The following is a 13047-nucleotide window of genomic DNA, read 5'->3' as shown; positions in this document are numbered from 1 at the left end:
GTGCACAGCCCATGCCAGCTCTCTCGGAATGGTCTGTAAGGCACGGATTCGTTGAAGTGTCATGGTCTTACTGGTCTGAACAGTTGCGAGATTTTTCGCACCCTTTTCGAGCGCCGTAAAAAACGCACGGGCCCCTTTGGGGCGTGGCTTGCCGACAGACTTCAATAGCTTTACAACTAGCTCTTCAGCTGACGGGAACCTTGAGTTTTTTATGAATTCCATTGCCCAAGCCGTACCGGAAGCGGCCTTGCAAGCCATCCGCAAACTGATAAAGGAGCAAGGCTTTGGGCCGGGCGAGGCATTGCCTTCGCAACGCGATTTGGCGATGCGGTTGGGCGTGAGCCGGGCGTCGTTGCGCGAGGCCTTATCGTCCTTGAGCGCATTGGGTGTGGTCAGTGTACAGCCGGGCAAGGGCGTGTTCGTGCTGGCGCCGGACCCGCCATCCGAGCTCGCCTGGCCGTTTGCGGCGCAGGCCACACCGCTGGACATCTTCCAACTGCGTTACGCGCTTGAAGGGTTCGCTGCGGGTTTGGCGGCAGTCACATTGACCACGAACGAGCTCGACAGCCTGGAAGACAATGTCGAGGCGATGCGCAAGGTCCTCAAAGCGGGTGACTTCGAAGCCGCCGCCCGGCTGGACTTTGAATTTCACCAGCGCATCCTGTTGGCCAGCGGCAACCAGGCCATGGTGAGTATTCTCAGTGCCAGCGCCGAGGTGTTTCTGGAGAGCCAGAAACTACCGTTCATCCGGCCGGAGCGAGCCATGGAGACCTGGCAGGAGCATCGCAAAATCCTGCGCGCCTTGGCCCGGCGCAGCAGTGCGGCAGCGCAGAAAACCATGCAGGAACACGTTCGCAATGCGGCGTTGCGAACAGGCATCGTGTTTGTGACTGCCGTGACGCCATGAGTTGGCTATATCCCCACTCATGCAACGCCATAGCAAGACTCAATCAGAGGCGGCTTCCTGAACGAGGGAAGGGCAGCTATGATGGGCAACGTTTTTTTTGCTTACAATCCGGAGACATCCATGAGCAACGATCTTATCAAGCACGTCACCGACGCGACCTTTGAGGCCGAAGTACTCAAGGCTGCTGGCCCGGTGCTGGTTGACTACTGGGCTGAATGGTGCGGCCCTTGCAAAATGATCGCTCCGGTTCTGGACGACATTGCAACCACCTACGAAGGCAAACTGACCATTGCCAAACTGAACATCGACGAAAACCAGGAAACCCCGGCCAAGCACGGCGTGCGTGGTATTCCGACCCTGATGCTGTTCAAGAACGGCAACGTCGAGGCCACCAAGGTTGGCGCGCTGTCCAAGTCGCAACTGGCTGCATTCCTCGACGCGAACATCTAAGCGTCGTCAAAAAAGCCCCGAAAATCTCGGGGCTTTTTCGTAAAGCAGGGCTAGACGCTCCGAAACTCAGGTGGTACATTCGGCCCCGCACTGGTTTCTCCACTGCCCCCTGCAAGCCGTCGCCGACGCATTCCTTTTCGATTAGTACGCGATCCTGTCGCCTTCTCTGCGGCGCGGCCTCATTAAGCCAAAAGCTTAATTTCCCCCCTCCATAAATGATTACGTCATTCCTATATGAATCTGACTGAACTCAAGCAAAAGCCGATTACCGACCTGCTCCAACTGGCCGAAGAAATGGGCATAGAAAATATGGCCCGTTCGCGCAAGCAGGACGTGATTTTCTCCCTGCTCAAGAAGCACGCGAAAAGCGGCGAGGAAATCTCCGGTGATGGCGTGCTGGAGATTCTCCAGGACGGCTTCGGCTTCCTCCGCTCCGCAGACGCTTCCTATCTCGCCGGCCCAGACGATATCTATGTCTCGCCGAGCCAGATCCGTCGCTTCAACTTGCGCACCGGTGACACCATCGTTGGCAAGATCCGTCCTCCGAAGGAGGGCGAGCGGTATTTCGCCCTGCTCAAGGTCGACACGATCAACTTCGATCGCCCCGAGAACGCGAAAAACAAGATTCTCTTCGAGAACCTGACCCCGCTGTTCCCGACCGTGCGCATGAAGATGGAAGCCGGTAACGGTTCCACCGAAGACTTGACCGGTCGTGTGATCGACCTGTGCGCCCCGATCGGCAAAGGCCAGCGTGGCCTGATCGTCGCACCGCCGAAAGCCGGTAAAACGATCATGCTGCAGAACATTGCAGCGAACATCGCCCGTAACAATCCTGAAGTTCACCTGATCGTACTGTTGATCGATGAGCGTCCGGAAGAAGTGACCGAGATGCAGCGCACCGTGCGCGGCGAAGTGGTTGCCTCGACGTTCGATGAGCCGCCAACCCGCCACGTGCAGGTAGCCGAAATGGTGATCGAAAAGGCCAAGCGCCTGGTCGAACACAAGAAGGACGTGGTGATCCTGCTCGACTCCATCACCCGTCTGGCCCGTGCCTACAACACTGTGATCCCGAGCTCCGGCAAGGTATTGACCGGTGGTGTCGATGCCCACGCCCTGGAGAAACCGAAACGTTTCTTCGGCGCCGCGCGCAACATCGAAGAAGGCGGCTCGCTGACCATTATCGCCACCGCGCTGGTTGAAACCGGCTCGAAGATGGACGAAGTGATCTACGAAGAGTTCAAGGGTACCGGCAACATGGAGCTGCCCCTGGACCGTCGCATTGCTGAAAAGCGTGTGTTCCCGGCGATCAACATCAACCGCTCCGGCACTCGCCGCGAAGAGTTGCTGACCGCTGACGACGAGCTGCAGCGTATGTGGATCCTGCGCAAGCTGCTGCATCCGATGGACGAAGTGGCTGCCATCGAGTTTCTGATCGACAAGCTGAAAACCACCAAGACCAACGACGAGTTCTTCCTGTCGATGAAACGCAAGTAATACAGCGTTTCAGGTCCAAAAAAATGGCGCCCTTAATGGGGCGCCATTTTTTTTGCGTCGAGATTCTGCGATTTTTGTGGCATAAGTATCCGTTAAGTAACAAAAATTGACGCGTGACTTCGCTCATCCCTTTCGTCGCAGACTGACCACATTCTTATGACCACCCTTGCTTACCGCAGAGACATCGATGGCCTGCGTGCCATCGCTGTCCTTGCAGTCGTGTTGTTCCACTTTGGTGTCCCTGGCATTACTGGCGGTTTTGTTGGCGTTGACGTCTTCTTCGTCATCTCGGGCTTTCTAATCACGTCAATTATCTGGCGAGAGCGTCAAGCTGGACGCTTCAGTTTCATCGACTTCTGGGCTCGCCGTGCCCGACGTATCTTGCCCGCGCTGTTTGTGATGATCGCCGCGACACTGGCAGTGGGTTGGTTTCTGTTGGCGCCCAAGGACTATGAAGAGTTGGGGCGGTCTGCGCATTATCAGGTGACCTTTACCTCGAACCTGTTGTTCTCGCGCCAGCACGGCTATTTCGATGCCTCATCGGACATCAAGCCCTTGCTGCATACCTGGTCATTGGCGGTAGAAGAGCAGTTCTATATTTTCTTCCCATTGCTGCTGACCTTGCTTTCCAGCCGTTTGAAGCACTGGCGCCTGGCATTGTTCGCGGTGCTGCTGGCGTCGTTTGGCATGAGCGTCTGGGCGGTTCAGCATGAGCCACAGAAAGCTTTCTTCCTGTTGCATCTGCGGGCCTGGGAGCTACTGGCCGGTGCGATGCTGGCGGTGCAGCCCAAGCGTGAATGGCGCGCCTCGCCGGCCTTGGCGCAAGGAATCAGCCTGGCTTCCCTGGCATTGATCCTCATCGCTGTATTGGGTTACGACGCGAAAACGCCGTTCCCAGGCGCGACTGCGTTGTTGCCTGTGCTGGGTGTGGTCGGGTTGATCTGGGCCAACGGCCAGCAACAGACTTGGGTCGCTCGCCTGTTGGGCACGCGGATCATGGTGGGTATCGGGCTGATCTCTTATTCCTGGTACCTCTGGCACTGGCCGGTATTCGTGTACGCCAACTACGCCGCGGTGGATGGCTTGAGCGCGCTGGAACTGGCGGGGCTGATGCTGCTTTCGCTGGTGCTGGGCTATCTGTCCTGGCGCTTCGTGGAAACGCCGTTCCGGGAAAAACGTTTGCTGGCTTCGCGTAAGGCGATTCTGGCGTCAGCCATGGTCGGCATTCTGGGGCTGGGCTTCACTGGCCTTGCGATACGCGAAGCTGACGGCGTGCCTTCGCGCTTGTCCGAGCAGGCGTTGCGCTTTGCCCAAGCCAAGAAGTGGAGCCCGGACCTGCTGGCGTGCATGGCCGACAAAGATACGCCCGATGAACGCTTGTTCTGCCATTTCGGCCCCAAAGACCAATCGGTTTCAGCGTTGGTATGGGGTGACAGTCACGCTACCGCGCTGATACCGGCACTCAAAGAGGGCGCTGATCGTCACGATATCAGCCTGGTCGAAGCCAGTTTTGCCGGCTGTATTCCCCTCGATGGCCTGGAGAATATTGCCCGCTGCGCGCATTTCAACCGTCGCGTCGAGAAGGCCATGGCTGAGCAGACATTCAGCGATGTGGTGTTGGCCGCCCGCTGGAGCCTGTATGTGTATGGGCAAATGTCGGGTGACAAGGAGCATGCGCTCAAAGACCCCGGCACTGGCCAGTATGTGCGTGCCGTCGCCGAGCAACGCTTCGCCCAAGGCTTGCGTGAACGCATCCAGGGTTTGCGTGCTGCCGGCCATAAGGTCTGGCTGGTCAAGGAAGTGCCGCTGCAGGAAATCATCGTGCCTTACCGTCTCAGCCGGTTGGCGATGATGAACCGGCCCGTGAGTGGTGAAGGGCTGGCCGTGGCCGAGCATGTGAAGCGCCAGGCGTTCATCACGCAATTGTTTGACGAACTGGCGGCTGCCGACAGTGGTGTCGCGGTGCTGGACCCTGCGCCCCTGCTGTGCGGCGCCGATGGTTTGTGCCGGGTCGAACTCAATGGCCGCGCGCTGTATACCGACGATAACCATCTGTCAGACGTGGGGGCGCGACACATTGAAGCCTTCCTTGAGCCATTGTTCAGTTCGTTGCAATCACGCAGCTTGACGGCCAATTAAGCTGCCAGCCGCCCTCAGAGCAGGTAGGATGTACGCCTATTTTACGGGTGGCATGGTTAATGAAATTCAAGGATCTTCGGGATTTCGTGCAGCAACTTGAGCAGCGCGGAGAGTTGAAACGTATCCAGATGCCGATTTCTCCGGTACTGGAAATGACTGAGATTTGCGACCGCACCTTGCGCAACAAGGGCCCGGCGCTGCTGTTCGAAAACCCGACCGGCTTTGATATCCCGGTGCTGGGCAACCTGTTCGGTACGCCCGAGCGCGTAGCCTTCGGCATGGGTGCCGAGTCGGTCAGCGAGCTGCGCGAGATCGGCAAGTTGCTGGCGTTTCTCAAGAAGCCCGAGCCGCCCAAGGGCTTGAAGGACGCCTGGTCGAAGTTGCCGATCTTCCGCAAGATCATCGCCATGGCGCCCAAGGTGGTCAAGGATGCGGTGTGCCAGGAAGTGGTCATCGAAGGCGATGATGTCGATTTGGCCATGCTCCCGGTCCAGACGTGCTGGCCGGGCGATGTCGGCCCGCTGATCACGTGGGGCCTGACTGTCACCAAAGGCCCGAACAAGGATCGCCAGAACCTCGGCATCTACCGTCAGCAAGTCATTGGCCGCAACAAGGTGATCATGCGTTGGCTGAGCCACCGTGGCGGCGCACTCGACTTCAGAGAGTGGTGTGAAAAACACCCGGGCAAGCCGTTCCCGGTGTCCGTGGCCCTGGGGGCCGACCCGGCGACCATTCTCGGCGCCGTGACACCTGTGCCCGATAGCTTGTCCGAATACGCCTTCGCCGGCCTGTTGCGCGGTAATCGCACCGAATTGGTCAAGTGCCGCGGTAACGACTTGCAGGTGCCGGCTACCGCCGAAATTATCCTCGAGGGCGTGATTCACCCGGGTGAGATGGCCGATGAAGGCCCTTACGGCGACCACACCGGCTATTACAACGAAGTCGACAGCTTCCCGGTGTTCACCGTCGAGCGCATCACCCATCGGGTCAAACCGATCTACCACAGTACCTACACGGGGCGTCCACCCGATGAGCCGGCGATTCTCGGAGTGGCGCTCAACGAAGTGTTCGTACCGATCCTGCAGAAGCAATTTCCGGAAATCACCGACTTCTACCTGCCGCCCGAGGGCTGTTCGTACCGCATGGCCATCGTGACCATGAAGAAGTCGTATCCGGGCCATGCCAAGCGCGTCATGTTGGGTGTGTGGTCGTTTTTGCGACAGTTCATGTACACCAAGTTCGTTATCGTGACCGACGACGACATCAATGCGCGGGACTGGAACGATGTGATCTGGGCCATCACCACGCGCATGGACCCCAAGCGCGATACCGTGATGATCGATAACACGCCGATCGACTACCTCGACTTTGCCTCGCCGGTATCGGGCCTGGGTTCGAAAATGGGCCTGGATGCCACCCACAAATGGCCGGGTGAAACCACTCGCGAGTGGGGCCGGGTGATCGTCAAGGATGAAGCCGTCACCGCGCGTGTCGATGCGATCTGGAAAGAATTGGGAATAGATTGATGCGTGTAACCCTGCAACCTTCCGGCGCTGTACTGGAGCTGGTCCCTGGCGAACGAATCCTCGAAGGTGCACGCCGCCTGGGGTACGAATGCCCCCAGGCCTGCCGCAATGGCGTGTGCCATGTGTGTGCGGCGTTGCTGGTGGAGGGCCGGGTAAGCCAAGCCGGTGAAGTGCGCGACCATGGCGAGTTCTATACCTGCATCGCCGAGCCGCTGGAAGACTGCATTGTGTTGTGGGATGGCGTACTCGCGCCAGGAGAGTTGCCGTTGCGCAAATTGTCATGCCAATTGATCGAGTGCGTGGAAGTCGGCGGCGATGTCTGGCGTGTGCGCCTGCGCGCCCCGGCCGGTAAGGCGGTGCGTTACCACGCCGGGCAATACTTGATGCTCGAACGGGAGAACGGCGAGAAATCGGCGTTCTCCCTGGCTTCTGCACCCCATGCCGGGCGTGAGTTGGAGCTGCATGTGCTGGTGCGCGAGGACAGTGCGCGCAACCTTATCGAACAATTGCAGCGCAACCAGATGGCCCGTGTGGAACTGCCGTTCGGTGACACCCACCTGGCCGAGTTGCCGGACGGACCACTGGTGCTGATGGCCGCCGGTACCGGTATGGCGCAGATGCACAGTCTGATCGAGCACTGTCGCGCTTCGGGCTTCAAGCACCCGGTGCACCTGTACTGGGGCGTACGGCGCCCGGAAGATTTCTACCAGATCGAGCACTGGGATCAGTGGCTGCAACTGCCCAATCTGTTCCTGCACAAAGTGGTCAGCGACCTCTGTGGCTGGGAAGGGCGCTGCGGTTTGCTGCACGCTGTGGTGTGCGAAGACATTGCCGACCTCAATAGCGTGCATGTCTACGCCAGTGGTTCGCCAGCAATGATCTACGGCACCCTGGATGCATTGGTCGATGCCGGTATGGATGCGCACCGTATGCGCGCCGATGTCTTTGCCTATGCCCCACGGCCCTGAAGTGTTGCGCTGAATAATGTGGGAGCTGGCTTGCCTGCGATAGCGGTGGGTCAGTGTCTCATTTGCCGACTGGCGCACCGCTATCGCAGGCAAGCCAGCTCCCACAGGGGGCAGTGTCGTGTCAGAAGCGTAAGCCAGTCGTCACCATCGCTGCATTGAACCCCAGCAACACCAGCTCCGCCGCGACCGGCCCGTAATGGGTACCCACGGACGGAATGATCACTGGCGCTACGCCAAAACGATTCAAGGGGATCTTGTCGCGATACTCGCCGCGATAGCCCTGGATCAACCCACCGGTCAACTTCGTATACACCGGGTAGTCGGCCATGTCGTAGCGCTTGCCCGCATAGGCATAGTACGAGCGTTGGCGGAACGAGTTGCGAAAGGTCACCCCGCCATACACCAGGCCCGACGCCTCATTGCGCTCCAGGCCGATCAGGTCCTGTTTGTTGTTGTGTTGCGGGTCGGGTGCAAAGTGCCGGGTGTAGACGCTTGTCTGGGCGTACCAGAAGCCTTTGTCGTCAGTCGCCGTTGGCGTTTCGCTAGCCAGTGCAGTGGTGGCCTGGGCAAGCAGTAACAGGCCAGGCAATCGGAATTTTTTCATGGCGACCTCGGTAGTCGATTTGATGAACGGCTAAGTGGGTCGTTACAGGCGCGCCAGTTTGACGGCTTGGCACGCGCCCAGGCTGAACCGGGGCTGAAATTACCGGGATTAGACGCGTGGATCCTGACGAATGGGCGAGCGTGCTTATGCTTTTGCTTATTCTTTTAAGGTATTTATTCTGGATGATGAATATCTTTAAGCTATATCGCAACGGACTACCGACTTCACCGACCATAACCAGATACTGACCGCCACCGCCCGCCAGCCGGATCGATCGTACGAACTTCGCGTATTGCAGTTCTATTTTTGATTCAAAGGGGAGCGGTATGGGGAGCTACAGGAAACACGCGCTATACACGGCGATTTTGTCGGCCAATTTGCTGACCGTTGTGGGATTCAATCCAGTTCTGGCAGACGAAACTTCTGCGGTTGATGCACCTAAACTCGACACTGTGATCGTCACCGGCACCCGGGCCCAAGAGCGCACCGCCAGTGCATCGCTGTCGCCAATCGACGTAATCTCCGGTGAAACCCTGCGCAGTACTGGCTCCGATGAGCTGGGTGCCGTATTGGCGCGGCTGATACCGTCGATCAACTTCCCCCGGCCAAGCCTGGTGGACGGCGCCGAACTGGTGCGTCCGGCGCAGTTGCGCGGCTTGTCGCCGGACCAGGTGCTGGTGCTGGTCAACGGCAAGCGCCGCCATGCCAGTGCCTTCGTCAACCTGGGCGGTGCGGTTGGGCGCGGTTCGGCCCCGGCAGACTTGAATGCCATTCCGCTGTCGGCGGTGGACCATATCGAGGTGCTGCGCGACGGCGCTTCTGCCCGTTACGGCTCCGACGCGATCGCCGGGGTGATCAACGTGATCCTCAAAAACGCCGACCATGGCGGCTCGGTGTCCAGCAAGTTTGGCGAGTACAAAAAGGGTGATGGCATCCAGCGTAATGTCAGTGGTAATACGGGCCTGGCATTGGGCGACAATGGCTTTATCAACCTGTCTGCCGAAGGCGCCGACAACGATTACACCAACCGCGCCGGTAACGACTACCGCCCCGGCAGTATTGGCTCCACCACCTACGGCCAGCGTGTGTTCCGCCAAGGTGAGCCGGCCACCAATGAAGGCAAACTCCAGTTCAACTCGGAGTATTCCTTCAGCGATGCCGCCGAGTTCTACACCTTCGGTGGCTACAGCAAGCGGCGCGGTGAAACGGCAGCCTTCTACCGGGCAAGCAACGCTTCCAACAACATCAAGGCACTCAACCCCAACGGTTACCTGCCATTGATCAAAGGCAATCTGGAAGATACCTCGCTGGTAGTGGGCCTGCGCGGCCTGCTGGCCTACGACTGGCATTACGACCTGTCGGCCAACTACGGCAAGAACCAGTACGAACTGGGGACTGAAACCATCAACACCTCACTGGGCCTGGCAACGCCGCGTAAATTCAACAACGGCACCCTGAGCAACGATCAGAAGCAAGTCAGCCTGGACCTGTCCCGTGAGTTCGATGTGGGCTTTCTGCCGTATCCGGTCTCTGTGGCGTTCGGCGGTGAATACCTGCATCAGGGCTATGAAATCGAGGCGGGCGAGCCAGCGTCCTATTACCAGACCGGCAGCTCCGGCCTGGGCGGTTTCCGCGATGCCGACGCCGGCACCAGCACACGCCATAATTGGGCGCAGTACCTGGACCTGGAAACCAACTTCACCGAAAAACTCAGCGCCTCGGCCGCCGTGCGCCATGAGGATTACAGTGACTTTGGCTCCAACGTCAGCGGCTCGCTGTCGGCCCGCTACGACTTCACCCCCCAGGTGGCCTTGCGCGGCAGCATCTCCAACGGTTTCCGTGCGCCGTCCCTGGCCCAGCAGAATTTTGCCTACACCTCATCGCAGTTGATCGGCAGCACCATCCAGGAAGCCGGCACCTTCCCGGCCAACAGTCAGGTGGCGCGGCTGCTCGGTGCCGAAGACCTCAAGGCGGAAAAGTCGCGCAACTACAGCCTCGGCCTGGTGCTGGAGCCGGCCGATGACCTGACCGTCACGCTCGATGTGTACCGCATCGACATCCGCGACCGCATCAGCCTGTCCTCCAACCTCAATCTCAACCCGGCCACGGTGGCTTACCTGCAAGCCAATGGCGTCGGCAATATCAACTACACCACGGCCCGGTACTTCACCAACGCCACGGACACCAGCACCGATGGGGTCGACCTGGTGGCCAATTATCGCTACCAGTTCGATAACGGCATTCGCTGGAACAGCACCCTGGGCTATAACTACAACCACACCAAGGTCACCGATGTGAAAGCCAACCCGGCGGTACTCGATAGCCTGGGGGCCAACCTGGTGCGAGTGGACCGTCGCGAACGTATCGGCTTGCTGGGCGACACCACACCCCAGCACAAACTGAGCCTGGGCAACGACTTCACCTTCGGCCAGTGGGCGCTGCACAGCAACCTGGTGCGCTATGGCGAGTTCACCAGCTATCAGGCGGACAAGATCAACGACCAGACTTTCAAGGCCGCCTGGGTGCTGGACCTGTCAGCCGACTACAAGCTCAAGAACTGGACCTTCACCCTGGGTGGCGACAACGTTACCGACAAATACCCAGAGAAGGTTAATGCTTACGCCAGCAGCGGCGGCAATCTCGCCTACAGCACTTTTTCGCCGTACGGTTACAGCGGCGCGTTCTATTACGGTAAAGTCGCTTACAACTGGTAACACACAGGAGGCGCACCGCTTTTCGCCATGACCGCCATTGAAACCGATCTTTTGCAGTTGGCTTACCCTCCGCGGCTCGATCTTGGGCCGCAACTCACTCACGAACAATTAATGAGCTCGATGCAGGCCACTATGGCCCGGCACAAGGGTGGGCCAGTGTGGCTGTTTGCCTATGGTTCGCTGATCTGGCGCCCTGAATGTTCGTCGACCGAACGGGTGCGCGCACGGGTTCATGGTTATCACCGCGGCTTGTACCTGTGGTCCCACGAGCATCGGGGCACGCCGGAGTTGCCGGGGTTGGTGTTCGGGCTGGATCGCGGCGGGTCCTGCAGCGGGTTTGCCTACCGCTTGCCGGAGGACCAGTTGGAGGCCTCGCTTTACGCCCTATGGCAGCGTGAGATGCCTTACCCCTCGTACCGGCCGCACTGGCTCAGTTGCCGATTGGAAGATGGCAGCACCGTGCAGGCGTTGGGGTTTGTTCTGGAGCGGCACTTGCCCAGCTATGCCGGCAACTTGCCCGATATTGTGCTTAATCATGTGCTGCAAAGCGCTTGCGGGCGTTACGGCACGACTCGCGATTATGTCGAGCAGACCGTGAACGCCCTGCGTAGCCACGCCATGCCAGATAAAAACCTGGAGGCGCGGCTCAAGCGTTGTGCCAGGGATTGCTCTGCCGATTAACGCGCCGAGCTGACGCTGTTGGTGTGCCACAGCGTGGGGATCAGGAACGCGATCGCCAGTACACAGGCACCAATCAGCAGCACGAAACCACCGTCCCAGCCGAAATGGTCAACCGTGTAGCCCATGGCCGCACTGGCTGCTACCGAACCGCCCAGGTAACCGAACAAGCCGGTGAAACCCGCGGCAGTGCCGGCGGCTTTTTTCGGTGCCAGCTCCAGCGCCTGCAGGCCGATCAGCATGACCGGGCCGTAGATCAGGAAGCCGATCGAGAACAGCGCAATCATGTCGATCATCGGGTTGCCCGGCGGGTTGAGCCAGTAAACCAGGGTCGCCACGGTGACCAGCGCCATGAACACGATACCGGTCAGGCCGCGATTGCCACGGAAGATTTTGTCCGACATCCAGCCGCACAACAACGTGCCTGGGATACCGGCCCACTCATAGAAGAAATACGCCCAGGACGACTTATCGACCGTGAAGTGCTTGGCTTCTTTCAAGTAGGTCGGCGCCCAGTCCAGTACGCCGTAGCGCAACAGGTAGACGAACACGTTGGCGAAGGCGATGTACCACAGCATTTTGTTGCGCAGCACGTACTTGACGAAGATTTCCTTGGCGCTGAATTCGTCTTCGTGGCTGGCGTCGTAGCCTTCCGGGTAATCGTTCTTGTACTTCTCGATAGGCGGCAAGCCCACCGATTGCGGGGTGTCGCGCATGGTGATGAAGGCAAACGCCGCGACCGCCAGGGCCACGGTGGCCGGCACGTAGAAGGCAGCATGCCAGTCGTTGAACCACGCCATGCCCAGCAGGAACAGCGGGCCGATCAAGCCACCGCCGACGTTATGCGCCACGTTCCACACGGACACCACGCCGCCGCGTTCTTTCTGCGACCACCAGTGCACCATTGTCCGCCCACTCGGCGGCCACCCCATGCCCTGGGCCCAGCCGTTGATGAACAGCAAAATGAACATCATGGTCACGCTGGACGTTGCCCAAGGTGCGAAACCGAAAATGAACATCACCCCCGCTGAAACCAGCAGGCCGAACGGCAGGAAGTAACGTGGGTTGGAGCGGTCGGACACCAGCCCCATGAGGAACTTGGATAAACCGTAGGCAATCGCAATCGCCGACATCGCCAGGCCCAGTTCACCACGGGTGTAACCCTCGTCGATCAAGTAGGGCATGGCCAGGGAGAAGTTTTTGCGCAGCAGGTAGTAGCCGGCGTAACCGAAGAAAATACCAGCGAAGATCTGCCAGCGCAGCCGTCGGTAGGTACTGTCTATTTTTTCTTCAGGCAGAGGCGCCTGGTGTGCGGCAGGTCGAAAGAAAGCAAACATTCAAGAGCTCCAAATTTCTTGTTTTGACTGCGGATGCGAATGTTACAGTTTCGTTACCGAAAATAGCATCGCCTCTTATCTGCAAACACAGGAAACGAGAGCAATTGCATGTTCTTTTACGAACATGTCGCTAATAGATAAGTGATGGTCGTGATTAGGTCCTAAGACCACTGAGTAACTACTGTGGGAGCTGGCTTGCCTGCGATGGCGGTTTTTCAGGTTCATCTGTA

Annotated in this window: 10 protein-coding genes; 8 read left to right on the top strand and 2 right to left on the bottom strand. The window is 58.9% G+C overall.

Annotation, left to right across the window (positions count from 1 at the left end; translation table 11 throughout):
- Positions 1-211: 211 nt before the first annotated feature.
- From J1G33_RS04720 to J1G33_RS04695, 6 genes are all read left to right on the top strand, one after another.
- Positions 212-907, top strand: a complete 696-nt coding sequence (locus J1G33_RS04720; RefSeq protein ID WP_032878811.1) for an FCD domain-containing protein — start codon at positions 212-214, stop codon at positions 905-907.
- Between the two features lie 120 nt (positions 908-1027).
- Positions 1028-1357 carry a thioredoxin TrxA gene (gene trxA / locus J1G33_RS04715; RefSeq protein WP_032881181.1) on the top strand — a complete coding sequence of 110 codons (330 nt, stop codon included), beginning with the start codon at positions 1028-1030 and terminating at the stop codon, positions 1355-1357.
- Between the two features lie 234 nt (positions 1358-1591).
- Positions 1592-2851: a transcription termination factor Rho gene (rho, locus tag J1G33_RS04710; protein ID WP_003176825.1), complete on the top strand. Its 1260-nt coding sequence runs from the start codon at positions 1592-1594 to the stop codon at positions 2849-2851.
- 156 nt (positions 2852-3007) lie between these two features.
- On the top strand, positions 3008-4990 hold the full coding sequence (locus J1G33_RS04705) for an acyltransferase family protein (protein ID WP_032878812.1): 1983 nt from the start codon (positions 3008-3010) through the stop codon (positions 4988-4990).
- 59 nt (positions 4991-5049) lie between these two features.
- Positions 5050-6516 (top strand): 4-hydroxy-3-polyprenylbenzoate decarboxylase, encoded by a 1467-nt coding sequence (gene ubiD, locus J1G33_RS04700; protein ID WP_223017764.1) that lies wholly within the window; start codon positions 5050-5052, stop codon positions 6514-6516.
- Positions 6516-7484, top strand: coding sequence for a CDP-6-deoxy-delta-3,4-glucoseen reductase (locus J1G33_RS04695; RefSeq protein WP_223017763.1), 969 nt, complete (start codon positions 6516-6518; stop codon positions 7482-7484). Before ubiD ends, J1G33_RS04695 begins: the two co-directional genes overlap by 1 nt.
- Positions 7485-7605: 121 nt before the next feature.
- On the opposite strand, the gene J1G33_RS04690 is transcribed toward J1G33_RS04695, so the two are convergent.
- The gene (locus J1G33_RS04690; protein ID WP_223017762.1) at positions 7606-8088 is read right to left on the bottom strand and encodes a sn-glycerol-3-phosphate transporter; all 483 of its coding nucleotides are present in this window, start codon (positions 8086-8088) and stop codon (positions 7606-7608) included.
- A gap of 326 nt (positions 8089-8414) precedes the next feature.
- On the opposite strand from J1G33_RS04690, the gene J1G33_RS04685 reads away from it, so the two are divergent.
- Positions 8415-10802 carry a TonB-dependent receptor gene (locus J1G33_RS04685; protein WP_223017761.1) on the top strand — a complete coding sequence of 796 codons (2388 nt, stop codon included), beginning with the start codon at positions 8415-8417 and terminating at the stop codon, positions 10800-10802.
- Positions 10803-10829: 27 nt separating this feature from the next.
- Positions 10830-11483, top strand: coding sequence for a gamma-glutamylcyclotransferase (locus J1G33_RS04680; RefSeq protein ID WP_198707213.1), 654 nt, complete (start codon positions 10830-10832; stop codon positions 11481-11483).
- Here the strand turns inward: J1G33_RS04680 and glpT are convergent.
- Entirely contained in the window at positions 11480-12817 is a 1338-nt protein-coding gene (gene glpT, locus J1G33_RS04675; protein ID WP_032878817.1) for a glycerol-3-phosphate transporter, read from the bottom strand. The two genes, J1G33_RS04680 and glpT, sit on opposite strands and share 4 nt — an antisense overlap.
- Between the last annotated feature and the right edge of the window lie 230 nt (positions 12818-13047).

It is taken from the genome of Pseudomonas sp. P867 (assembly GCF_019891455.1).
GTDB classification, from domain to species: domain Bacteria; phylum Pseudomonadota; class Gammaproteobacteria; order Pseudomonadales; family Pseudomonadaceae; genus Aquipseudomonas; species Aquipseudomonas synxantha_A.
Note: the sequence above shows the minus strand (reverse complement) of the source record. Positions and strands in the feature narration are given on the sequence as shown.